The organism is Kyrpidia sp. (genome assembly GCF_023512215.1).
Taxonomy (GTDB): Bacteria; Bacillota; Bacilli; order Kyrpidiales; family Kyrpidiaceae; genus Kyrpidia; species Kyrpidia spormannii.
Genome location: NZ_JAILZZ010000001.1, coordinates 94,423 through 117,676, shown reverse-complemented (window position 1 = coordinate 117,676; position 23,254 = coordinate 94,423). Strand labels below are relative to the sequence as shown.

Genomic DNA, 23,254 nt, shown 5'->3' with positions numbered 1-23,254 from the left:
AGACGATTCCCTGTCAGAGGGCGGGGAATCGTTTTGTTACATATCTGTGAAGAGAAGAAAGGAGTCCATCGATGCCACGCCAGTACACACGTGAAGACATTATGCGAATGGTGAAAGAAGAGAACGTCCGTTATATTCGCCTCCAATTTACTGACTTGCTCGGTATTATCAAAAACGTCGAAATCCCGGTGAGTCAGTTGCCCAAAGCCCTGGACAACAAGATCATGTTCGACGGTTCTTCGATCGAAGGTTTCGTCCGCATCGAGGAATCGGACATGTATTTGTATCCGGATCTCAACACTTGGCTAATATTTCCCTGGATCGGGGGAGACGGAGGGCGAGTGGCCCGGTTGATTTGCGATATTTACCTTCCGGACGGCACTCCCTTCCCCGGAGATCCCCGGGGAATTCTCAAACGAGTCCTGCGCCAAGCCCAGGACATGGGTTTCTCCACCATGAACGTCGGGCCGGAACCGGAGTTTTTCTTATTTAAGATGGACGAGTCCGGAAATCCCACCACCGAAGTGAACGATCAAGGGGGATACTTTGATCTGGCTCCGGTAGACTTGGGGGAAAACTGCCGCCGGGAGATCGTATTGGCGTTGGAACAGATGGGCTTTGAAATCGAGGCCTCCCATCACGAGGTGGCGCCTGGCCAGCATGAAATCGATTTTAAATATGCCGATGCCGTGTCGGCGGCGGACAATATCATGACCTTTAAGTTGGTGGTCAAGACGATCGCCCGGCAGCTCGGTCTGCACGCCACCTTCATGCCAAAACCGGTGTTCGGGATTAACGGATCCGGCATGCACACCCATCAATCCCTGTTCCAGGGGAGCGAGAATGCGTTCTACGATGAACGGGACGAGTTTGGCTTGAGTGAAACGGCGAAACAGTACTTGGCCGGAATCCTCGCCCATGCTCGGGCGTTCACCGCCATCGCCAACCCTACGGTGAACTCTTACAAGCGCTTGGTGCCAGGATACGAGGCGCCGGTTTACATCGCGTGGTCGTTCCAGAATCGGAGTCCCTTGGTGCGAGTGCCCGCTTCCCGGGGCTTGAGCACCCGGATCGAAGTGCGCAGCCCAGACCCGTCGGCCAATCCGTACCTCGCCTTGGCGGCCATGCTGGCTGCGGGACTGGATGGAATCCGCAACCGCATGCCCTTGCCGGAGCCGGTCAATCGCAACATTTACGTTATGACGGAAAGCGAACGCGTGCAGGCTGGGATTTTGACGCTGCCTGCCAGTTTGAAAGAAGCTCTGGATGAGCTGAGCCGGGATGAAGTCATCGTCAATGCCCTGGGGGAACACGCGTTTACACATTTTGTCGAGGCGAAATTGATTGAGTGGGATATGTTCCGCACCGCCGTCCATCCCTGGGAGCGGGACCAGTACTTGAACCTGTATTGATCGGTGCCGTAAAACAAAAGACGTGGAAGCTCGCCTTAAAGGAGACGAGCCAATGGAGTAAACAACCCCTGCAACACTCTGCAGGGGTTGTTGCCTATTGATGAAGTTCTGCGTTACTTTTGCTTCGCCAACCAGGCAGCCACTTGCTTGACTTGGTCATCGGACTGGAGTCCGCCTTTGGGAGGCATAATCGGTGGATAACCGGCTACCGGCTTCGGATTGTTGATATACTCCACCAGTTGCGCCTCGTTCATCTTGCTCCCGATGCCAAGAAGCTTGGGCCCAGTCTGACCTTCCAAATTCGCTCCGTGGCAACTCGCGCAGGATTGAGAGAAAATCTGTGCGCCCGGGTCGCTCGTATCAACGGGTCCGGAGCTACCCCCTGACCCCGAACCGCTCGCCGTGGCCTCGGTCGACCGTCCCGTTTGAATGGGGAACCAGTTGGCAAATACTCCGATGATAAAAACGAGGCCGAGAACCACCGGTAGGGCAGCCAGAGTCATGCCTTGCCATCTCTTCACACTGACGTCCTCCTGTTCTTAGACTGAGCTGAAACCATCTCTCTTCATTCTACTACTTCATCGAATCGAACGGTAGAGACCGATCACGAGGCCGAGAATTGTCACAGTCTTGTAATAGAGTGGGGTCATGGTGGAATTCTCCGGCTGAAGGCGAATGCGATCTTTCTCCTGGTAGAATCGCTTCACCGTGGCTTCGCCTTCATCTGTCATCGCCACAACAATGTCGCCGTTTTCGGCGGTGGGTTGCTGGCGAACCACCACCAAGTCACCGTCAAAAATCCCGGCCTCAATCATGCTGTCGCCGACCACTCGGAGCAAGAAGACGGGGTCTCCCCCGGTCCAGGACGCAGGGAGGGGAAAATAATCTTCGATGTTTTCGACAGCGGTGATCGGCAACCCCGCGGTAACCCGGCCCACCACTGGAGCCATGGTGACCGGCCCGACCGTTTGTGCATCCTCCTCCAGAATTTCAATGGCTCTGGGTTTCGTCGGATCCCGGCGGATGTACCCCATCTGCTCTAGCCGACCCAAGTGACGATGGACGGTGGCACTGGAAGACAAGTTCACTGCCTCGCCGATCTCCCGAACGGAAGGAGGATAGCCTTTCTCTCTCACTTCTTTCTTGATGAAATCGAGGATATCCTGCTGCCTTCTTGACAATTTCACGAACATCACCTCTTCTCATGGGTGGATCCTGCACGGATCTCGCAAACTGGACTTTGAACCAACGCTCACCTTTTGGGGCATGAGCTTTACAGGGGCACGGCGCCCATCTCTCAGCTGTCCCACGATCTCCGGAGGAAGATCCGTTCTGTCTCCGGGTCTCCCACCATCAAAGCGCTGCTCTCCCGTACCTGCACACCGTCGGGACGGATAATCGCGGGTCAAGCGCCTTCGTTCCAGGAAACCCGTCCCGAACCATCGGCCGGTGAATCGATGCCAGCGCATTGCAAGGGATGTACGGGTGCACTGGCGAAAAACCCGTATTCCTCGCTGTGCCTCCACAGCGTCAGGAGTCTGGCCAACTCTCCATACGACAACAGGGGGTACCCGGCTTTCAGCCGCCTCTTCTGCAAAGTGAGCGCCTTGTTCCAGACAAACCGCGCACATCCCCGGTATCGAGTGAGACACTGGGCCTGTTCTCTTGTCGGTTCCAGTCGACAGTGAAAGGGCTTGAGAATTTTCATGTTTCTATGATACACCCAATCTGCCAAGAAAACAAACGTATATTTGCCGAAAAAAGGAGCGGTCTTGTCTCCTTGATCTGACAGATTATCGAGAGTCAGAGAACACCTGAATGCCGCGCCTTATTCTCTTCCCGACATGATTCGAAAACCCTTGACACAAACGTTTGTTCCATCTACACTAAATACGAACATTCGTTTCGTTCTCTCTGTCGCATTCGAAGCATAGAGATGGGGGGACGAGCTGGCTCTCTGGGCGATTGTCGTCCCAACATGCTGACAGAGACAACAGATACCTAGGGAGAGGGGGAGAGAGGAGATGGGTACGCCTCTGAGGAGATCGGCCGAAAACGAGAAGGCGCAAGCGATCCGTTTCAGGGTGGATCCACGGAAGGCCGGGGCCCGAGCCTACCCTAGCCGCCACCGGGGCAGATTGGCGCGGGCAAACCGGGCGTGGAATCGGGCCGTGTTTGTGACGGGGCTTCTTGTTGTCATGGGGCTGGGGACAGCGGGAGGAGTTTTGCTGCACCACCATCCCAGGGCTGAAGCGGGAGAGGACAGAACCATCATGGTATACGAAGGGGACACCCTATGGAGCATCGCGTCACAGTACGCGGGACCCGATGTGGATGTGAGGGAGTGGATCTATCAGTTGCGCCAGCTCAACCACTTGACGGGGGAGGGCACCCTTTATCCGGGCATGATTCTTCACTTGCCCGCCTCGCAATGAAGAACCCGAATCGGTATCTAGGAGCCGTTGAGCGCCAAAGGCGCGGACGCCGCTGACAAAATCAACCTTCCGCCTTCGTTCCGATGAGTTGGATCCATTCGGTCAGCCCATCGGCGGTGGGCAGCTGGTCAAAGTGATGAACCTCCAACCGGCGGTGATCCGCTTCATAAACCGGGATGGTCCAGATTCGCGCATGTGCCGCGCGCTGGAAATCCGCCTGTAACTGCATGCGATACTTCTCCTGATCCAAAGCATTCCAATAGCCATCCCCGGACAGCCCGGCGGCTTCTGCACATTCTGTCAGAACTTTGCGGTCCGACACATCCAATCCTTTCAAAAACCGGGCATCAAAGACCTGCTGGTGATACGGCTCCTCAACGCCCTGTTCCCGGGCGTAATACATACCGGTGAGGGCATCCTGGGTGTCAACTGCCCTCATGAGGCGGATGTCGAGGCCCAGATCTTCAGAAGCCGCCTGGACATAGCGCTTCACGCCCTCCCGGTAGTCATCCGGTTTTGGCGGGGGAGAAGCATCCTCGGGCATTGCCCAGGCCACCCATTCGATGGACACACCGGCCCTGTTTGCGGCCTCCCGCAGGCGATATCGACCGATATAACAAAACACGCAATTATAATCGAAATAAGAAGTGATTCGCATGGTGAACATCGCACCCCCGTTTCTGCCTGTGCCCTGGGTATACTTTCGGCAGGGCACTTTCTTCTCGATAGCTTCACTTTACCCAAATTGCGGACGGGTGGCAAGATGGGGTCGCCACAGTCCTCATTACTCCGTCGCTCTGCGATAAAGATCCCCCTTGTACCCTTTCTCCGAGCATGATATAGTGATATACGCATGGGAAAATTGTAATTCTCAGTATCGAAAGAAGAGAAGGAACTCTATCTTTTTTGGTTCCTAAATGAGAATAATTTTCATATTCAATTCCGCTTGCCGAAGGCGAAGGCTCGTGAGAGTCCTTTTCCAACATAGAAAAAGAGAGGTGTGCAGGATTGATCAAGAGAATCCTGTTGGCCATGTGTTTTCTCTTCGCCCTAGCCATCCCTTCAGCTTTGCACATTGCGGCCGCTCCAGCGGACGATATGCGGCAGGCCCAAGACTGGGTCGCCCAAGCCCTTGATCGGGCGCGACAAGGGGACCTGGACGGCGCCAGGGAAAGCTACCGCCAGTTTACGGAAGTTTGGCTGGCCAAGGAAGATGGGGTGAGGGAGACCTCTCGCCAAGCATACAAAGACATCGAGGACGCTATGGGGCAGGTGCAACTATCCTTCGCCCAGGGAAAACCAGATCAAGTGGAGCACTCCCTGACCGCCGTGCAGGATACCTTGCGTAAATTCATCGAGGGCGGTTACTCGGCTGATGAACCGCGTTCCACGAGCGGTAAGGCCAAGGTGGCCACCTTGGTGAACCTGTTGCAACAAGCCCAGGAACAAATCCGCCAGGGCCAGGCAACCCAGGCGGCCGAAACCATCGATCGCGTGCAGATGTCGTGGATCGACGTGGAAGGATTGGTCCTGGCCAAATCCCCAGACGTCTACGGGCCGATGGAGCAGGATATCGTCACCGCGAAAGCTCTTTTGACCAAAAATCCTCCCGACATCGAGGATGCCCAGCAGGTGATCGAGCGCATGGAGAATCGGCTCGCTCCGCTGTCCGGCACCACCTCTTATACCTTCTTTGACGCCGCTCTGATCCTGCTTCGGGAAGGGTTAGAGGCGATGCTGATAGTCGTCGCTCTCCTGGCGTTTTTGCGTCGGTCCGGTCATCCGGACAAACAGAGGTGGGTCTGGACGGGCGTCGCGGGAGGGATCGCGGTCAGCGTTATTCTGGCTGTTCTGGTCCAAATTCTTTTCACCAGCGGCACCTTTGGCGACAACAATGCGCTGATCGGCGGATGGACCGCTTTGTTTGCCGCCGTCATGTTGCTATATGTCAGTTATTGGTTGCACAGCAACGCCAACATCGCGAAGTGGCAGCAGTATATTCGGGAGAAAACGGACCGCGCCCTGGCGAGGGGCAGTCTCGTCTCCCTGGTCGTGTTGTCGTTTTTAGCCGTCTTTCGAGAGGGGACCGAAACGGTACTCTTTTACATCGGCATGGTCCCCTCCCTCGGCATCGGGGGCCTCTTGCTAGGACTGGGCGTGGGGGCCGCCATGTTGCTCATCCTCGGTGGGCTAATGTTTGTGGCAGGTCTGCGCATCCCCGTGCGACCCTTTTTCTTGCTCTCAAGTATCCTTGTGTTCTACCTATGCTACAAGTTCGTCGGTGTGGGGGTAAATAAGCTCCAGGCGGGGGGGATCCTGCCGGCCACGCCGGGAACCTACCTGCCCAGCATCGACGTTCTGGGCATGTACCCGACCTGGCAAAGCACCATCCCACAATTGGCGCTGCTGCTTGCCGCAGTGGGTTGGCTCGTGTGGACACGGATTAAAGATCAACGTCTCCGCCGGAACATTTCTGCGGAACATTGAAACAAGGAGGATATCGAGACATGCGTTACTGCATCATTCCCCTCGCCATCGCGGCCTTGATCGTAGCAGCCGGTTGCGGAGCATCCCAGGGACAACCCGCCGGCACCGCTTCCGAAAGCCCTGAAAAACAGACTGAAGCCCCGTCCAAAGTCAGCGTGGCAGATGGCAAAACCCGTATGGAGAAATACCTCCAGGACTTCAGAGATGCCCTGACAGCCCAAGACCGAAATCGGGTCAGTCAATCCGCCAAGGAAATAGAAGAGGCATGGGAGTCCTTCGAAAACACGGTGAAGTCACAGACGCCGGATCTCTACAGCAAAATCGAAGACCCTCTGGGCATCGTCCAGGCGGGGAGCAAGGAAGAACCACTCGATGTCAAAACCCTGTCCGATGCGGCCACGAAACTGGAGAACGTTCTCAAAGAACTGCCCGCATCACCATGAATCTCGGGGAGAACAACAAGAAAAAAGGGGATTCCGCTTCTCTCAGCAGGCAAGTTTTCAGTCGGGCTGACGACGACAAACGGCCTTCTTCTGCTGGTTTTTTGAGTCCGATAATGTACATTATGTAAACTAAAAAAGCGGGGCAATACGTTTCAAGGTCTTTCACCCATTTTTCGGGTGAAGCGTAAACGCGGCAGATTCGGTTGTTTGACCTTTCACCCAGGTTACATTGACCGGCACTGACCTTGTTTCCAGCGGGAAAACGAGGTCCGGTAATTTCAGCACAACCGGGGAATTGGCGCCGGCGCCTGAAGAGACTGTTAAAGAGTTATCGAAAGTCACCGTGACACCGTGAATAGCCTCGTGACCCGTATACTGGATTTGAAGATCATACAGAACGCACACCGAACAACTGAATACGTCGCAACCTTTAAATCCCCCAAATATGGGGTCTGCGTGTTTATTCAGAAAACTGTTTCACCGAGATCTATACCACATTTTCATCAAAACATAATGACGCGCCGCCCATCCCCTTCCTTCTGGCGAGGTCGGCGGCGCGCCGTTCTTCATGTTTGGGCTGACTCGTCGACAGCATCGATTTTCTTCAACTCCGACTCCAGGCACCCGACGATGCGTCCGGTGGATAAAAAATAAACCGCATAAACGAGTCGATCCTGCAAAAACCATCCCCGGTCCACCACCACGCCGCGGTCGCCTCGCCGGGCGAGGATCGCTCCCCGGGACTCCATGGGGTACGTCCCGTCATTCCGGATATCCCTTACGCATTCCACGACGTCTTCCAAATTCAAAACCGATCCCATGTTCCATCCCACTCCCTTTCACAGGACCGACGTTTGATTGTCGTCCTCGAATGTGTTCCCAGCGGTGGACGGAGTTCATGGGGCCTGCCCCTGGCGTCTACCGATAACACGCATTTACCGAGGAAGTGGAGCACATCTGAGAGCAGCCGGCGCAACCGGTCCCGGCCTGGGCATCTTTGAACACCGAAAAAAGCCCCGCCTCCTGGGGGGTGCGCATCTGGAGTTCCCGGTAAGCCCGGATCAATGCTTCCCGGTACACCGGCCACCTTTCTTCCCAGCAAAGCGCCGCACACTCCTTCCCCATCTCGTTGAGAAGCTCCCCGTATCGCCGAAGGATGTGCAGTCGCTTCGCCCCAAGTACATTCCGGTCGTAGGCCACATCAAAAAAGGCAAAATAGTCCTCGGCGTCTGTCAGCTGCAAAAACTCCTCTTCGGTCTTCATGGCGTCCTCCCACCTTTGCCTTCAGCTGAAACTTGGTACCTTCCACGTGTGGGGTACCTGCGGGCGTCTACGGGGCAGAACCGCGGCCACAACGAGGTGTCCATTTTAGTCCTTCTGTTTGGGCCGCGCCTTGAGGCCTAGGCCCGCACATGAGGCCGGTCCCCGCATACCGGGCAATAGGGGTTTCTGGCCACCTGGATCACGTGGGTATCCATATAGAGTAGATGCAAAGAGAACAGCGTTCCCATAGAGAGCCCTCTCCCCCCGCCCGCCACCCGTTTTTGTGTGATCCATTTGACAGCTTCGGAAGCTGCCATGGCTCCGGCTGCCCCGGCTACCGCGCCCAGCACCGGAAACCCAAGGGGCTGCCACGCCTCGGCTGCGTCCCTCGCATGAAGGCACTCCAAACACGGTCCGAGTTTGGGAATGACCCAAAACAGGAAAATCTCCCACCCGTACATGGCCGCTTCCATCATGGGCACGCCCTGGCGGACACAAAGTTCGTTGAGTTTAAACCGTTCTTCCATATCGTACCGGGCATCGATGACCAGATCGGCCTGTTTCAACCAGGGGTCGAGGCTCACCTCCCCGACCTTGCCCTGAATGGTCGTCACTTTCAAGTCGGGGTCAAAGGCTCTCAGCGTTTTCTCTGCCTCCTCCACCCTCGGCCGGCCGAGGCTTTCCCAATTCATCAAGGTCTGCCGATTCAGATCGGGCAACTGGACCACGCCATCGTGCAGGAGAATGAGATGTCCAACCCCGGCGGCCGCCAGATACAAGGCGCAGGCGCCCCCGAGCCCCCCGATCCCCGCAACGAGCACCGTACTCTCCTTCAACCTTTGTTGGCCGTTTTCACCGATCAAGGGCAACTGACGGGCGTATCGGGAAGAGGAAGACGTCACGACGGTAACAGATGAGCGATCTTCGAGCACGTCTCCCATCGCGCCAACCCCTCCTTCACGATGGACTGCCCCAAAGCTTCTAACTGGTCCAGATTGTCAAACAGGTACCTTCGCGGGACATCCCTCAACCCTTCGCTCCACACGACAAACCAATCGGTGTAGAGCACGACTTGGCCGAATCCCTCGGGATCCAACTCCATGGCTACATTGATCACCTGGCCATTCTCGATCAATCGCTCCAACCGGCTGGCCACGGCCTCATAAAACAGATGCACCCTCTGGCGAACCGCGTCCGTCGTCTCCAACGCCAATTCTGCCATCAGATCCCTTTTTCCGCCTTTTCGCACATAATCTTGCAGAATATCCGCATCGGGCTTCCCGTCCAGTACCCCGTACGTGTCCCGGGCCCGAACCAACCGAGCCAATTCCGTCACAAATGAGCCCCGCTGCTCTCTCACCACCGCCACACTCCGTCCTCCTTCCTCTCCGCCGCGTGCCGCTACACCCGTTCCCCGCGTGGATAAAGGGGCTTCTCCTCCTGGACGCGGGCAACGAAGGCTTCACTCTTGGATGCTCACGGACCGGACGAATTCGCAGCACCGGCTTCACTCATCAGGATTTTCCGCAACCAAGGCGGAGGGTTGTGGGTGAGAACCCGGTGCATGTCTGCGAGGATCGACACCAAGGGCTCGCCTTCCCGCACCTTGACCGGGTGAATCCGTGCCCGGGTCACCCGGGCTGCCGCCGCCGCCCCGATGGCGTTGACATAGAGGATTGCGCAATCCCGGATGGCCTCGATCCGTCCATCGATTCGCTGCACCTCCTCCTCCCCGTCTTCGATCATCCGCCTTTCCAAAAACCGCGAACCCTCCGTGCCGATTTCGTAAATATCAAAAGACTGTGCATGGCCAAAATGACAATTGACCGTCACGCCATCCTCGGTGGCAAAAGCCACTTTCACGTCCATCACCCCCAAAAGACCCGTTATGCCCTCTGACCCAGGCATCACTCGCTCGGATGCACTTCTTCCCTCTGCATCAACCGGGAACCGACCCGGGCGAGCCACTCCCACAGCCCTCGATACCCCACCGATGCTTCATTTGGAACTCCGAGTCGGTCCCATACCGGCAAACCGCCGGAAAGAAACGGCACCCCCGTCCTCCGGGCAACCCTGGCGCCGTGGGAATTGCTCACCCAAAGATCCACCGAACATCCTTCCCAACGGGCCACACACTCTTCCAAATCCCCGTAATCCCCCTCTGGCCACCATGCTGAATACCCAAAGGCCTTCGGATCGTCCGCCGCCACGGCGGCGACCACCGACGCCCCCATCCCGACAAAGGCCGCTTCGGTCATGCAGAGCCAATCGGGTTCTCCTGCGAGCACCACCCGGATCCCCGAAAATAGCGCGTGCACATCAAGCATGCGGTCCATCAGGCGATCCCGCTGGATCCGCATCGACTCAGGGACCTTGCCGCCGCCAATTCGCAACAGCAACTCCAAGAAATCGTCCACCGCGTCCAGAGTGTTGAGATGCGGGATATTCACATGCCTGCCCTTGGCCCGGGCCGCCACGTCCTCCCCTGCCCGCTGGGCGGTGCGGCCAAAAGAGAACGTATACGCCGACCAACTCATCCGGGCCAGGTCGGACAGCGAAGTCCCCCCGTCCAGTCCGTCCAGCTCGCCATCGCCCAAATGTCCGTCCATGGACGTGGAGAGATCCGGCAGAGCGAGGGGCAAAAGCCCCATCGCCGCCACCATGTTCTTAACCTCCTCGACATCTCCCGGCCCATAGCCCGGCCCAAAAATCAAATTGACCTGTCCGGGTATCCAAGGCTGCCCGTCTCCCCGGGGCGGGACACATGCCTTTACCACCGCTTCCACCGCCGCGCGGTACCCCGTACTGAGTCCTCCGCGAAAATCCGGCGCGTGCACCACGACCACCGGCGGACCGCCCGGGTGGCTGACTCCGTATTCGATCACCGCGCCTTCCACGTCGTCCCCCGAGGTTTCCGTCAGTGCGGTGGTGATCATGCCGATCACCGAAGGGTTTTGTTTGCGAATCGTATTGTCCAGAGCTTTAAAGACCGCATCCTGGGCTCCGAGAATCACCGTCTCCTGGGACAATGCCGTTGTCCCCAGGGGAATCGGCTCCCGAAAATGCCGGGTGAGCACATTTTTTGCAAAAGCTGCACACCCCTGAGACCCGTGCAAGATGGGCACCGCCCGGTCGATGCCGAGAAACACCAGCGCCGCTCCCAGGGGGGCGCTCATTTTCAGTGGGTCGATGGACAGCGGCTTTTTCTTCGCCTGTCCTGGATTCAAACCTTGCATATCGCCCATTCCTCCGCAGCCGATTCCGCCTCCACGCCGCCCTTGCGGAACCGCCCGTCTCCCTCGGCAATTTGACGATACACCGGGTGGGTCAACTCCAACGCGAGATCCTGGGCGAGCCGGCGCATCCCCTCGTAACCCGCGTAGGGACGGTGGCGCTCTTGATTCACATCGATAAACGGCACCCTTCCTTTCACAGCCGTATATTGATTTCGCCCCCCGGCCAGGAGGATATGGGCCCCGCGTTCCCGCATGGTCTTCAAAATCACCTTGGGGCCACCTTCTTCCATGATCACGCCACTCTCGCCGAGGAGACTTTTCATCTTCGCCACATCGTCCATCGTACTTTTCCGGCTGGATGTGGCCACCACTTCCATCCCCAAATCCTGAAGAGCGGAAATAAACGCCCAGGATTTTACCCCGCCCGTGTACAGCAGCGCTTTTTTCCCCTTCAAAATCTCCCGGTACGGCCGCAGGTCATGGTCTAGCCTCGCTTCTTCCCGCTTGATCAAGCCCTCCACCCGTTCAGGAACCTCACCGCCGAGAATCCTCCCGAAATTGCGGAGCGCCTCCCCGGTTTCCCGAATCCCATAGAAGGAGCCTTCAAAATACGGGATTCCATAGCGATCCAACAACCCCTGGGCCAGGTTGATCAGGGCCCGGCCGCAGACCACCATTGTCGCTTTGGCCCGGTGGGCAGTGCGGATGTCCCCAAACCGCCCGTCGCCGGTGATAGAGGCGAGAATCCGGATCCCCGCTTCCTCAAAAAGCGGCTTCATCTGCCAGAGTTCTCCGGCGATGTTATATTCCCCCACGAGATTGACGTCATAAGGAGTGGAAACCTCCGGCTCCCGGGTGCCGATCACATACTCCAACAGCGCTTCCCCCGCCATGCGATTGCCGAGATTCTTGCTTCCAATAAAACCGGGGCTGTTCACCGGGACCACCGGGAGATCGAGCTCCCGGGACGCTTTGGCGCACACCGCTTCCAAGTCCTCTCCGATCAGCGCCGTCACGCAGGTACTGTATACAAAGACCGCCGGGGGCGCAAACTTGCGAACCGCTTCGTGAATGGCCGCCTCGAGTTTTTTCTCCCCGCCGAAAATGATCTCTTGTTCCGACAGATCGGTCATGAACCCTCTCCAGGTCATCTCCGGGCCTGAGCTCAGGCTGCCCCGGGCCTCCCAGCTGTTGGCCAGGCAGGCGGACGGCCCGTGAACCAAGTGCAAGACATCGGCGATGGGCAAAAGGGTGATTTGCGCGCCGTCAAAGGCACACCCTCCCATGGCGCTGCCCGGTTCGGGCTTGGGACAGCCGGCATTGCGCTTTTTCCCCTTCGCCCGGTTGTGCTCACAAGCCGGCTGATCAAAAATCTCGTGAAGCGGTTTCATCCCTCTCCCTCCCCCCGGCGAAAATGTCGGTCTTCAGCGGATTACGTCAAAACTGTGGGCCGGGGCCTTGCGGTCCAACTCTTCCAGGACGGTGTTCACGATCATCTGCAGCAGATTCAAGGCCCCCCGATACCCGACGATGGGATATCGGTGCAGATGATGCCGGTCAAAGATCGGAAACCCGACGCGCACGAGCGGAATATCGGCCTCTCTTGAGATCAGCTTGAGATAGGAATTGCCAATTAACAAATCCACGGGTTCTGTGAAGACGAGAGAGCGAAGGTGCCACATATCGTACCCGACCCACACTTTGGCGGACTGGCCGTAAGGACTCCCGGCTAAAAGACTCTCCATCTCTTCCTTAAAATCGTTGTCCCCGTTGGTACACACGATGTGAACCGGTTCTGCACCCACCTCCAACAAGAACGCCGTCACACCCAGCAACATATCCGGATCCCCGATCAAGGCCACCCGCCGCCCGTGGGTGTACGCGTGGGAATCGAGCATGGCATCCACCACGCGCCCTCGCTCTTCTTGAATCTGTTTCGGCACCTGTTTTCCGGTCAGCCGGCTCACCGTCTGCAAAAAGGCATCCGTACCCCGAACCCCGATGGGAGAGCTGACCACCGCCTCCTGTTTCCAGCGGCTGCTGACCAGTTGCATCGTCCGACGGGTGCTGTATCGTTGGAGGGCAATGGTCGCTCTGGCCCTCGCAGCATTTCGCAGCTCCGGTAGCGGCGTCCCGCCGGGATACATGTGGTACTCTCCAAGGGCCGGAGAGTCCAGGGCGTCCGACGTATCTCCCAGGAGCGTGTAGGGAACCTCCATGAGGTCCAGCAGACGCTTGATTTCCCGGAGATTTCCGGTATACGTGTCAAAGCCGGGTATAATATTGATCCGCTCACTGGTTTCGTCCCGTTTTCCTTTCGCTTGGTCGGCCAGAATCGCCCTCATCATGTTGTCATACCCGATGATGTGAGAGCCCACAAAACTCGGCGTATTGGCCCAGGGCAGCGGCAGGTCTTCGGAGATCACCCCCTCTTCCCGGAAGTCCTGAATAAACGACCCCAAATCATCACCGATCACTTCTGCCATACAAGTGGTACAGATGGCGATCATGTCCGGGCGATAGAGAGCCAACGCGTTTTGCAGCGCTTCTCGCAGATTTTTCATCCCGCCAAACACCGCTGCGTCTTCGGTCATGGAAGACGAAACGGCGGGAAAGGGCTCTTTATAATGCCTGGAAAAATGGCTTCGAAAGTACGCCACGCATCCCTGGGAGCCGTGCACCAAGGGTAAAGTGTTGCGAAAACCAAACGCCGCCAAGATTCCCCCCAGAGGCTGGCACGCCTTTGCCGGGTTAATGAGAAAATCCTTTCGCTCAAGATTCAGCTCCCGATATTCCCAACTCTTCGTCCATTCCAAAACTTCTTTGACGCGCTCCTCGGGGGTTGCATCTTCAAAATACTTTTTGTCCTCGAACAGTTGCCGGTAGTCCTCGCAACTGAACAGGGTGTTATGATCCCGCACCGCCACTGTGCCCGTTCCCGCCGGGGGGAACTCCCCCGGCGGCTGAACGTTCCTGGGCTGCCTTTGCATTTTCGATCACCTCACGACTCAAAGGGCGTTTGGATGAGATCCCAGCTGGGATTGTTGATCGCCATGTCCATGTCCCTCGCAAAAACCGGGAAACCGTCAAATCCATGGTACGGACCGCTGTAATCCCAGGAATGCATTTGACGGAAGGGCAGGCCCATTTTGTGATAAACGTACTTTTCCTTGATGCCCGACCCCACGAGATCGATATCCAGGCGTGAAGCGAATTGTTCCAACTCGTAGGCGGTGGGATCGTCGTAGATGATGGTGGCTTCCTGAACCTCCCGGGCCGTCCGCTCGTAATCGTCTTCATGGGCGAACTCATACCCGGTGGCCACCACTTCCATCCCCAGGTCTTCGTAAGCACCGATCGTATGCCTGGGCCGGAGGCCGCCCACCAGTAACATGACTTTTTTGCCTTCCAAACGAGGACGGTATTTCTCGATGGTCGCTTGCATCATCGGTTCATAGGCTTCAATCACTTTTTCCGTCTGCTCCTGGATCTTATCGTCGAAATACGAAGCGATTTTTCGCATACTTTCCTTGATCTTGGTCGGCCCAAAGAAGTTGTACTCCACCCACGGGATGCCGTATTTTTCCTCCATGTGGCGGCAAATATAGTTCATCGACCGATAACAGTGGATGAGATTCAGTTTTGCCCTGGGAGTATGAGCCAACTCCTGCATCGTCCCGTCCCCGGACCACAATGCCACCACCCGCAGACCCATTTCCCGGAAAATTTTGAGCGTCGACCACGCATCGCCGCCAATGTTGTAATCTCCGATCACCGCCACATCGTAAGGCGTTCCTTCATCGGGAATATCCCGGGAACCGAGCACCCAGTCGCGAATCGAATCGTTTGCGATGTGGTGTCCGAGAGACTGGCTCACCCCACGAAATCCTTCGCAGCGCACGGGGACCACGGGCTTCCCGATCTGGGCGGAGGTCTCCCGGGCCACCGCCTCGATATCGTCGCCGATCAGGCCGATGGGACATTCAGACTGGATCGTAATGCCCTTGTTCAGCGGGAACAGTCGATCGAGATCCTGGATCATCTTTGCCAATTTTTTGTCGCCGCCAAACACCACATCCCGTTCTTGAAAATCGCTGGTGAACTGCATGCTGACAAAGGATGTCACGCCCAGGATCCCGTTGTAATAATTCCTTCGGGACCACCAGCTGTATTGACCGCAGCCGACGGGGCCGTGAGAAATGTGGATCACATCTTTGACCGGGCCCCATACAACCCCTTTGGATCCCGCATAAGCACACCCGCGAATGGTCATGACGCCAGGGCGCGACTTCACATTATTGGCCACGGCACAGGATCCCGCATCTTCCGGATCACTGACACCGATGTGCTTGGCTCGCTCTTCCCGCGTTTTCTTTGGATAAACCGTCAGCACTTCGTCGACGATTTTGCGCTTTTCTTCAATCGTTGTTCCACTGCTCACACTCCGCGCCCCCTTTCCCCTGCGCCTTTTGGCTCCATATGGCCCGCATCGTCAGTTGGCCGCGAGTTTTTCCGCCTCTTGTTCTTCCTTCGCCGCTTGCTCCTGCTCCATCTGCTCGAGTTTGCGCAGCTGGGTCTCTTCGTCTTCGATGACGCCGAACTCCAGCAACAATTCCTCCAGCTCATCCATGCCAATGGGTGTCGGAATCGACAGTTGACGGTTTTTTTCGATTTTCGAAGCCAACTCTTCATACACTTTTGCCTGGGGATGATCCGGCGCGTATTCCACCACCGTCATCCGGCGCAACTCGGCGTGCTGGACGATGTTGTCCCGGGGGATGAAGTGGATGACCTGGGTGTTCAGCCGACGGGCCAACTCCTCAATCAACTCCAGTTCCCGGTCGACTTTTCGGCTGTTGCAGATCAGTCCTCCCACGCGCACCCCGCCGCTGTGGGCGTATTTCAGCACGCCTTTGCAGATGTTGTTGGCGGCGTACATGGCCATCATCTCGCCGGAGGTCACGATGTAAATCTCCCGGGCTTTGTTTTGCCGGATCGGCATCGCAAACCCGCCGCACACCACGTCGCCCAACACGTCGTAGACCACGTAATCGAGACCTTCATAAGCTCCTTGCTCTTCGAGGAAAGTGATCGACGTAATAATGCCCCGTCCGGCACATCCGACCCCGGGTTCCGGTCCGCCGGACTCCACACATTTGATATCCCGAAACCCCGTCTGCAGCACATCGTCCAGGACCAGGTCTTCCACCGAACCCCGGGCCGCCGCCAGATGCAACACCGTCTCCTGAGATTTTTGATGAAGAATCAGCCGCGTGGCGTCCGCTTTGGGGTCACATCCCACGATCATGATCTTTTTGCCCATCCCCGCCAGAGCGGCGATGGTATTCTGGGAGGTGGTGGACTTCCCGATTCCACCCTTGCCGTAAAATGCAATCTGCCTCATGGATACGACTCCTTTCCTTTCCACCCGGTGTGGTGGTTTTTCGGTCATATGATATCACTATAGTCGTTATATATCCTTACATATGAGAACCTGTTTTGTCAGATTTCTATCTTTGTGCAAACAATCACGTGCCTGAAGAATGGCAGTTCTCTCGTTCCAAGACCGATCGACTGAACAGATAGCCCTGGCCATACTTGTTCTCAATCGTACAGGCCCGACCAGGATGTACATGCAATTTTTTTCTCAAGGAGCGGACCACCACGTACAGACCGTCGTATCCCCCTTTGTCGGCACCCCAAATCTCCGTCAACAACGTGTCATAATCTACGACTTGGCCCTCTCGCGCCAGGAGGCATTCCATCAACCGGTACTCCCGGGGAGAGAGATCGATCCGCAACCCGCCCGACCAGAGGCACCGGAAAGACTTGTCGAGGAGCAGCCCGGGGGACAGTTCCACCAACGTGCCCTGCACGCCCATCGCATGAGAAGTATCCGGGGAGGGTCGGCAGGACGGGGGGACAACTTTGACGTTTTCCGCGACGTGACGAACCATATCGAGAAGTTCCTGCGGATAAAACGGGTCGGGCAGAACCTGCGAGCCTTGCCGGTTCAGATGTTTCCCCATCCGGGACTCCCGGGAGGGCCCGATGACCACGGTGGGAATTTTTTTCGATCGGGTCAAGATCAGGCAGCGAATGTCCGGAAAAGGACATGTCCCCGGACAGTCAAAAATCAACAAATCAAACAAGCCGTTTCGGGCACTCTTTTCAAAGACGGACCAATACTGGCTGTTGAACACCATGTGCCCGTCTTCCTCTGCCACTGCTGTTACAATCCGGGTGAGAAGACCTCTCGCACTCAGCAATCCCACATTCACGACCGTCACCCTCGCTTCCGCAGAGATGAACCCAAGAAGGACAGGGTTAAACCCGAACGGCGTGCAAAGTGGCTGCAAATCGTTTTGCGATATCCTCTACAGCGTGACTAGATAGCTCCTGTCCGAAACTGAAGCGAATCATGCCCATCGCCGCATCTTCCGGGAACCCCATCGCCAGGAGCACCGGGGAGGGTTGCCCTTCCCCGGAGCGGCAGGCGGATCCCGAGGACACCTGTAGGCCCCTCTGACTCAAAGCGACCACCAGCCCGTCCCCATTTTCACCGGGAACCCCCACCGTCAGGATGCCGGGATGGCTCTCCTGCTGGGGAGTGAAGCGCACCAGCCCGAGTTTGCGGATTTCCAGGGCCGACCACAGGCGTCTCCGCGTCTGTTCCAGGTGCACACCCCTGAGTTGGTATTCTTTTCGAAGTCCCCGAACGGCTTCCGCCAACCCCGCAATCCCCGGGACATTCTCGGTGCCCGGCCGTCTCCCGCGCTCTTGCCTCCCGGGACCAAAAGGAAATCGGAACGGCGTGCCCCGCCTCAGAAAGAGGATCCCTGTCCCTTGGGGGCCGTACACTTTGTGGCCAGAAATCGACAGAAGGTCAACCTCCGAACACGCGGCGGCGACATCGAAGACTGACGCGGCCGCGACGGCATCGGTGTGAAACAGCGCCCCCGCCTCTCGGGAAAGGCGTGCCAACTCCTTGATCGGTTGAACAGTTCCCACCTCGCTGTTCACCCATTGCACACTGACCAAAAACGTGTACTCAGACAGGGCTTGCGCCAACACATCGGGGGATACCCGGCCCTGGCGGTCCACCGGGAGAAACTGCACCTCATACCCTTGTTGGCGGAGGGCAGCCGCACAGGCGATGACCGAGTGGTGCTCGACGGCTGACAGCAAAATTTGTCGCCGCCGAGGGTACGCCTCCCGGGCCCGCATTCCCGACACCGTCCCCCACAGGGCCAATTGGTTAGACTCGGTTCCGCCAGATGTAAAGATCACTTCAGAGGGGCGACAGGACAACCAGCCCGCCACCTCTTCCCGGGCTTCCTCGACGATCTTTCGCGCCAGGGCACCTCGCCCGTGCTGGGAAGAGGGGTTGCCCCAGTAAGATTCCATAACCTGTGTCATTCTCTGGATCGCCGAATCGGAGGGAGGCGTGGTCGCCGCATAGTCGAGATAATAGAATACCGACGTTTCCGACATCGTCGTCACGCTCCTTCCGCCCGGGTTCACCCGGCCGTTTTTTCTTCATTCCGAAGCCGGTCGGCCACCGCTTGTTCGTCCTTGGAAGACTTGCACAGTTCGCGGTATAACCAGCACACCGCCTCTTCGCTGAGAAATCGCTTTTGGACGACGGCCAGAAAGCGGATTTCCTCAAGAAGAGCGTCGAGTTGGTCGGCGGTGGGGAGGTACCCGCGTCCTTCCAGAATTCGGCGCAGCCCATTTCGTCCCGAATGTTTCCCGAACACCACCGAGTGCGCCCGCCCGACCCACTCCGGAGGGTAGGGTTCGTAGGTTTCCGGGGATTTGAGTACGCCATCGACGTGAATGCCCGACTCGTGGGTGAATACTCGGTCACCCACCACCGGGGCCTGGAGGGGGATGTGCATCCCGGATGCTGCGGACACCTGTTCGGCCAGGCGGCGCAACAGAGGCAGCCGGATGTGCACCTCTTTGCCCAACAACCGCCGGACGGCCACAGCCACCACCTCAAAAGCCGCATTACCCGCCCTCTCCCCCAACCCGAGCACGGTGGTGCCCACCCAGTCAGCCCCGGCTTCTACAGCCGCCAGGGTATTGGCCACTGCCAATCCCAAGTCGTTGTGGCCGTGAAACTCAAGGCTTTTCGCACCTGCGTCTTTCAACCGCAAAATCAACTCCCGGGTCGAAAAGGGAGTCAGCACTCCCAAGGTGTCGGCCACCCGAAATCGAAGGATGGGGTAGGGCTCCAGGGCCCTGACTACCCGGGACAAAAACAGGGGGTCGGCCCGGGAGGCGTCTTCAAACCCCACCGAAATCTGGCTGTCCCTTGAACAAGCTTCCTCGACGACCGTCAGGAGCTGAAACAGGGCTTCCTCCCGGGACACGGACAGTTTTTTGTGCAGCATGACATCGGAGACCGGCATAGCCATATGGAGGCGGGAGGCCCCGCATCGAAGGGAAGCGGCAATATCCTCCCACCTGAGCCGGTTCCAAGCCACCGGGCGCGCCCTCATGGGCAGAGAGATCAATTCTGCCAGGTCCTCTTCCTCCCGTCCGCCCATGGCGGGGACGCCCACCTCAATTTCGTCAACCCCCACTTCATCTAAAAGCTGTGCCAGGGCGATTTTTTCCGCCCGGCGAAAAGCGACTCCCGGGGCCTGTTCTCCGTCGCGCAATGTAGAGTCGCAGAAGTACACTCTCACGATACAACCCCGCCTTTCCCCTATGGCCGTCACCCGGCACCCCTTCAACAGGCCGCGGCATGCTACGCTTCTATCCCAACCTGATCCTGAGCATGCAGATCGGCCAACCGAAAGAGCTCTTGTTCCACCGGCCCGTAGCCCGTCACCACCTGAATCCCCATCTCTTCCAGAGCCGACTTCGGCCCAGGCCCGATTCGGGTACACAACACATATCGGCAATCTGCAATCATGCGAGCGATCTCGTCGATCCGCCCTTCTCCTTCCCCACAGGTTTCGATGCCCGAACAATAATTCCCGACTTTGCGAGCCGTGAGAAACTTGAGCCCCGTAGGCGAGACTTCATAAATTTGAAATTCCTTGGTATGACCGAAGTGCAGATTCACCTTGTTCCCTCCGGAGGTGGACACCGCCACCCGAAACGGCAGAAATCCATCCGTTTTGGAAATCCGCAAATTGGCAGCCGCTGCCCTGCGGGCGGCGGACATCTTTTCAATCCGGCGGTCCAGCTCCATGTGCAGTTTTTTACGTTGTTCCGGATCATACTGAGCGGACATCTGACGGAATTTCTCCTTTGTAAATTCGCTGCTGCGGTCTTCTCCCAACAGCCCAACAGCATCCGCCCGGCATTGCCGGCAGTGGCGCATGAGACGGTCACCGGCGCCACTCCGCTCCTGGGCGGCCGCCACATCCTCCGGCAGTGCCGCCCTGCGGCCTTCTTTTTGAAAATCGGACCCGTCAGCGATGATCAACGGCATAATGTTGTGCAGAAAAGCTCCGCGTTTCCTGACCTCCGCGGAAATGTCCGCCATATGGACATCGTTCACACCCGGAATTAACACAGAGTTAACTTTAATGAGAATTCCGGCTTTCACCAGTTCCCTCATGCCCTCCATCTGCCGCTCCAACAGGAGCCGGGCCGCCTCAATACCTCTCAACAACTTGCCCTGCCAGGTTACGTATCGATAGATATGCTGGCCCACTTCAGGATCTACAGCATTAATGGTGATGGTCACGTGGTCGATCCCCAGCTCTCGGATGGTATCCACGTGGTCGGGGAGCGCCAGACCGTTGGTACTGAGACACAACTTCATGTCCGGCGCCGCTTGGCGGATCAACTCGAAGGTGCGGAACGTCTGTCGGGGATTCGCCAGAGGATCCCCGGGTCCTGCAATGCCCACGACGGTGGTATTGCGGATAACCGATCCCACCGCCAATACTTTTTGCGTCGCCTCTTCCGGAGTAAGAAGTTCACTGGTGACACCCGGCCGGCTTTCGTTCATACAATCGTATTTCCTGTTGCAATATTTGCACTGAATATTGCACGCCGGAGCCACCGCCACGTGCATCCGGGCGAAAAAGTGGTGAGCTTCCTCGCTGTAACACGGGTGGCGTTTAACCTTCTCGATTATCGATTCAGACAGCCCTTCCACCGATCTCCCCCGGGACGCGCTCCCTTCCACGCCGCAGGTTGCCGAGACTGAGCTCCCCACCCTTTCGCACCCTTTCAACGTCATCACTCCCCTGAGATTGGTCTTTTCCACACCTAGTGTTATGTTTACGTTAATTATAATTACTATATCGGGAAAAATCCTTACGTTTTTATTGGCTTATGATCAGACTTACAGCACGATCGCACCAGAGGACCATGATTGTAGGAAAACATGCCAATTTCCTTCCGCCACGGCTCTGTGTCCCGGCGTGGCGAATGAGATTTTTGCTGGAGACGACACAAAAATGGGGATAATCCCTGATTTCTTTTGCCGGTAGGAACGGCTATCATTAAGTTGATGTAAAAGCGTTCCTTCTTCCCGGGGACGATTCACCAGAGATGGCCATAGGCAAGGAGGTGTTCTTCATGGCAGAAGTCGTCATTCTCGGCGCGGGGTTCTCGGGTCAAACGGCGGCATTGTACCTAAAAAAAGAGTTGGGCCACGAACACGACGTCACCGTGATCAGCCCGTGGCCGCGGTTCACGTATATCCCCTCCCTCGTCTGGGTAGGCATTGGACGGATGGCTCCCGAGAAAACGATGTTTGAACTCGCTCCCATGTATCAAAGTCACGGCATTCATTTTCTTCAAGCCTGGGCGCGGGAGATCCATCCCGACGAACAGTACGTGCTGACCGAAGACAAGGAGGGAAACCTCGAGAAAGTCCCTTATGATTACCTGATCAACGCCACCGGTCCCCACCTTAATTTTGAAGGTACCCCGGGGCTGGGCCCGGACCAGGGCACCACCCAGTCCATCTGCAACATTCATCATGCCAAGCTCGCCCGGGATGCCTACCTGGAAATGGTGCAGCGCATGGAGAAAGGCGATCGGGTCAAGATCCTGGTGGGGACGGGACACGGAACCGCCACTTGCCAGGGCGCGGCACTGGAGTATATCACGAACATCCACAATGATTTGGTCAAACGCGGTTTACGCGATAAAGCGAAAATCATGTGGATCAGCAATGAACCCAAGCTGGGGGATCTCGGCGTAGGAGGAATCACCGCTCGAAAACACGGCTACATCATGGACTCGGAAACCTTCGCCCGCTCGCTATTTGCTGAACAAGAAATTTACTACCAGGTGCAAACCGCGGTCACCCACGTGGAGAAGGGGAAAGTTTACTGGGAGAATTACGAAGGAGAACAAGGAGAAACGGAATACGATTTTGCCATGCTGATCCCCCAGTTTCAGGGGACCAAGATTAAATATATCGACAAAGACGGCCAAGACATCACGGCGAAGATGACCAATCCCGGCGGATTCATGTTAGTCGACGGGAACTACGGCAAGAACCCCGCTGAACTCACCGCCGACGATTGGCCTGGCACGTATCAGTCGCCCTTGTACAAGAATCTCTTCGCCGCCGGCATCGCCTTTGCCCCTCCTGGGCCGATTTCAAAGCCCTATGTCAATCGCAACGGCGTTCAGATCACCGCCTCACCGCCGCGCACGGGAATGGCGTCGGGCATCATCGGCCGGGTGGCGGCCGAGAACGTCATTGACCTCATCCGGGGCAAGGAACCTTCCCATCACGAATCAATGGCCGAGATGCCCGGGGCCTGCATCGCTTCCATCGGCAAATCCCTGTGGGACGGGTCGGCGGCCTCCATCGTGATGTATCCGGTGGTTCCCGATTACAAGCGCTACCCGGAGTACGGTCGGGACCTGGACGTGAGCGTCATGGAAATCGGTTTGGCCGGCGCCTGGATCAAGCGGACTCTTCATACCCTGTTTCTCTATAAAATGAAAGGAAATCCGGGATGGAGCCTGATTCCCGAATAACAAGG

At 57.2% G+C, this 23,254-nt stretch carries 23 protein-coding genes; 5 read left to right on the top strand and 18 right to left on the bottom strand.

Annotation, left to right across the window (positions count from 1 at the left end; translation table 11 throughout):
• Window positions 1–71 precede the first annotated feature (71 nt).
• Entirely contained in the window at window positions 72–1,412 is a 1,341-nt protein-coding gene (glnA, locus tag K6T64_RS00620) for a type I glutamate--ammonia ligase (protein ID WP_100667708.1), read from the top strand.
• A gap of 113 nt (window positions 1,413–1,525) precedes the next feature.
• Here the strand turns inward: glnA and K6T64_RS00615 are convergent, their stop codons facing one another.
• The 3 genes from K6T64_RS00615 to K6T64_RS00605 form a co-directional block, all read right to left on the bottom strand.
• The gene (locus K6T64_RS00615) at window positions 1,526–1,933 is read right to left on the bottom strand and encodes a c-type cytochrome (protein ID WP_232059657.1); all 408 of its coding nucleotides are present in this window, start codon (window positions 1,931–1,933) and stop codon (window positions 1,526–1,528) included.
• Between the two features lie 57 nt (window positions 1,934–1,990).
• The gene (gene lexA, locus K6T64_RS00610; RefSeq protein ID WP_170085582.1) at window positions 1,991–2,605 is read right to left on the bottom strand and encodes a transcriptional repressor LexA; all 615 of its coding nucleotides are present in this window, start codon (window positions 2,603–2,605) and stop codon (window positions 1,991–1,993) included.
• Window positions 2,606–2,817: 212 nt separating this feature from the next.
• A complete protein-coding gene (locus K6T64_RS00605) occupies window positions 2,818–3,120 on the bottom strand; it encodes a helix-turn-helix domain-containing protein (protein ID WP_288008169.1) in 303 nt (100 codons plus the stop codon).
• Between the two features lie 316 nt (window positions 3,121–3,436).
• On the opposite strand from K6T64_RS00605, the gene K6T64_RS00600 reads away from it, so the two are divergent.
• Complete coding sequence (locus tag K6T64_RS00600) at window positions 3,437–3,847, top strand: LysM peptidoglycan-binding domain-containing protein (RefSeq protein WP_170099367.1); 411 nt, start codon at window positions 3,437–3,439, stop codon at window positions 3,845–3,847.
• Window positions 3,848–3,908: 61 nt separating this feature from the next.
• Here the strand turns inward: K6T64_RS00600 and K6T64_RS00595 are convergent, their stop codons facing one another.
• A complete protein-coding gene (locus K6T64_RS00595) occupies window positions 3,909–4,514 on the bottom strand; it encodes a DsbA family oxidoreductase (RefSeq protein ID WP_288008165.1) in 606 nt (201 codons plus the stop codon).
• Window positions 4,515–4,855: 341 nt separating this feature from the next.
• Between K6T64_RS00595 and K6T64_RS00590 the strand changes: the two genes are divergently transcribed.
• Both K6T64_RS00590 and K6T64_RS00585 read left to right on the top strand, forming a co-directional pair.
• The gene (locus tag K6T64_RS00590) at window positions 4,856–6,334 is read left to right on the top strand and encodes an FTR1 family iron permease (RefSeq protein ID WP_288008163.1); all 1,479 of its coding nucleotides are present in this window, start codon (window positions 4,856–4,858) and stop codon (window positions 6,332–6,334) included.
• A gap of 20 nt (window positions 6,335–6,354) precedes the next feature.
• Window positions 6,355–6,777 carry a hypothetical protein gene (locus tag K6T64_RS00585; RefSeq protein WP_288008161.1) on the top strand — a complete coding sequence of 141 codons (423 nt, stop codon included), beginning with the start codon at window positions 6,355–6,357 and terminating at the stop codon, window positions 6,775–6,777.
• Window positions 6,778–7,343: 566 nt separating this feature from the next.
• On the opposite strand, the gene K6T64_RS00580 is transcribed toward K6T64_RS00585, so the two are convergent.
• The 14 genes from K6T64_RS00580 to nifB all read right to left on the bottom strand — a co-directional run bounded on the left by K6T64_RS00580 (window position 7,344) and on the right by nifB (window position 21,462).
• A complete protein-coding gene (locus K6T64_RS00580) occupies window positions 7,344–7,598 on the bottom strand; it encodes a nitrogen fixation protein NifZ (RefSeq protein ID WP_100667703.1) in 255 nt (84 codons plus the stop codon).
• 97 nt (window positions 7,599–7,695) lie between these two features.
• The gene (locus K6T64_RS00575) at window positions 7,696–8,040 is read right to left on the bottom strand and encodes a nitrogenase-stabilizing/protective protein NifW (RefSeq protein ID WP_100667702.1); all 345 of its coding nucleotides are present in this window, start codon (window positions 8,038–8,040) and stop codon (window positions 7,696–7,698) included.
• 137 nt (window positions 8,041–8,177) lie between these two features.
• Window positions 8,178–8,981, bottom strand: a complete 804-nt coding sequence (locus K6T64_RS00570) for a HesA/MoeB/ThiF family protein (RefSeq protein ID WP_288008157.1) — start codon at window positions 8,979–8,981, stop codon at window positions 8,178–8,180.
• Window positions 8,939–9,409, bottom strand: coding sequence for a DUF269 domain-containing protein (locus K6T64_RS00565; RefSeq protein WP_100667700.1), 471 nt, complete (start codon window positions 9,407–9,409; stop codon window positions 8,939–8,941). Before K6T64_RS00565 ends, K6T64_RS00570 begins: the two co-directional genes overlap by 43 nt.
• A gap of 107 nt (window positions 9,410–9,516) precedes the next feature.
• A complete protein-coding gene (gene nifX, locus K6T64_RS00560) occupies window positions 9,517–9,903 on the bottom strand; it encodes a nitrogen fixation protein NifX (RefSeq protein WP_100669310.1) in 387 nt (128 codons plus the stop codon).
• A 44-nt stretch (window positions 9,904–9,947) separates the two neighbouring features.
• On the bottom strand, window positions 9,948–11,276 hold the full coding sequence (gene nifN, locus K6T64_RS00555) for a nitrogenase iron-molybdenum cofactor biosynthesis protein NifN (protein ID WP_288008154.1): 1,329 nt from the start codon (window positions 11,274–11,276) through the stop codon (window positions 9,948–9,950).
• Window positions 11,264–12,667, bottom strand: a complete 1,404-nt coding sequence (gene nifE / locus K6T64_RS00550; RefSeq protein ID WP_288008152.1) for a nitrogenase iron-molybdenum cofactor biosynthesis protein NifE — start codon at window positions 12,665–12,667, stop codon at window positions 11,264–11,266. Before nifE ends, nifN begins: the two co-directional genes overlap by 13 nt.
• A gap of 33 nt (window positions 12,668–12,700) precedes the next feature.
• Entirely contained in the window at window positions 12,701–14,266 is a 1,566-nt protein-coding gene (nifK, locus tag K6T64_RS00545) for a nitrogenase molybdenum-iron protein subunit beta (protein WP_288008150.1), read from the bottom strand.
• An 11-nt stretch (window positions 14,267–14,277) separates the two neighbouring features.
• Window positions 14,278–15,717, bottom strand: a complete 1,440-nt coding sequence (nifD, locus tag K6T64_RS00540) for a nitrogenase molybdenum-iron protein alpha chain (RefSeq protein WP_288008148.1) — start codon at window positions 15,715–15,717, stop codon at window positions 14,278–14,280.
• A 51-nt stretch (window positions 15,718–15,768) separates the two neighbouring features.
• On the bottom strand, window positions 15,769–16,680 hold the full coding sequence (gene nifH, locus K6T64_RS00535) for a nitrogenase iron protein (RefSeq protein ID WP_288008146.1): 912 nt from the start codon (window positions 16,678–16,680) through the stop codon (window positions 15,769–15,771).
• A gap of 124 nt (window positions 16,681–16,804) precedes the next feature.
• A complete protein-coding gene (locus K6T64_RS00530) occupies window positions 16,805–17,557 on the bottom strand; it encodes a winged helix family transcriptional regulator (RefSeq protein ID WP_288008144.1) in 753 nt (250 codons plus the stop codon).
• Window positions 17,558–17,603: 46 nt separating this feature from the next.
• A complete protein-coding gene (locus tag K6T64_RS00525) occupies window positions 17,604–18,770 on the bottom strand; it encodes a cysteine desulfurase family protein (RefSeq protein ID WP_288008284.1) in 1,167 nt (388 codons plus the stop codon).
• A 26-nt stretch (window positions 18,771–18,796) separates the two neighbouring features.
• Window positions 18,797–19,972, bottom strand: a complete 1,176-nt coding sequence (locus K6T64_RS00520) for a homocitrate synthase/isopropylmalate synthase family protein (protein WP_288008142.1) — start codon at window positions 19,970–19,972, stop codon at window positions 18,797–18,799.
• Window positions 19,973–20,034: 62 nt separating this feature from the next.
• Window positions 20,035–21,462 carry a nitrogenase cofactor biosynthesis protein NifB gene (nifB, locus tag K6T64_RS00515; protein ID WP_288008140.1) on the bottom strand — a complete coding sequence of 476 codons (1,428 nt, stop codon included), beginning with the start codon at window positions 21,460–21,462 and terminating at the stop codon, window positions 20,035–20,037.
• Between the two features lie 365 nt (window positions 21,463–21,827).
• Between nifB and K6T64_RS00510 the strand changes: the two genes are divergently transcribed.
• Complete coding sequence (locus K6T64_RS00510) at window positions 21,828–23,249, top strand: NAD(P)/FAD-dependent oxidoreductase (protein WP_170085567.1); 1,422 nt, start codon at window positions 21,828–21,830, stop codon at window positions 23,247–23,249.
• Window positions 23,250–23,254: the final 5 nt, after the last annotated feature.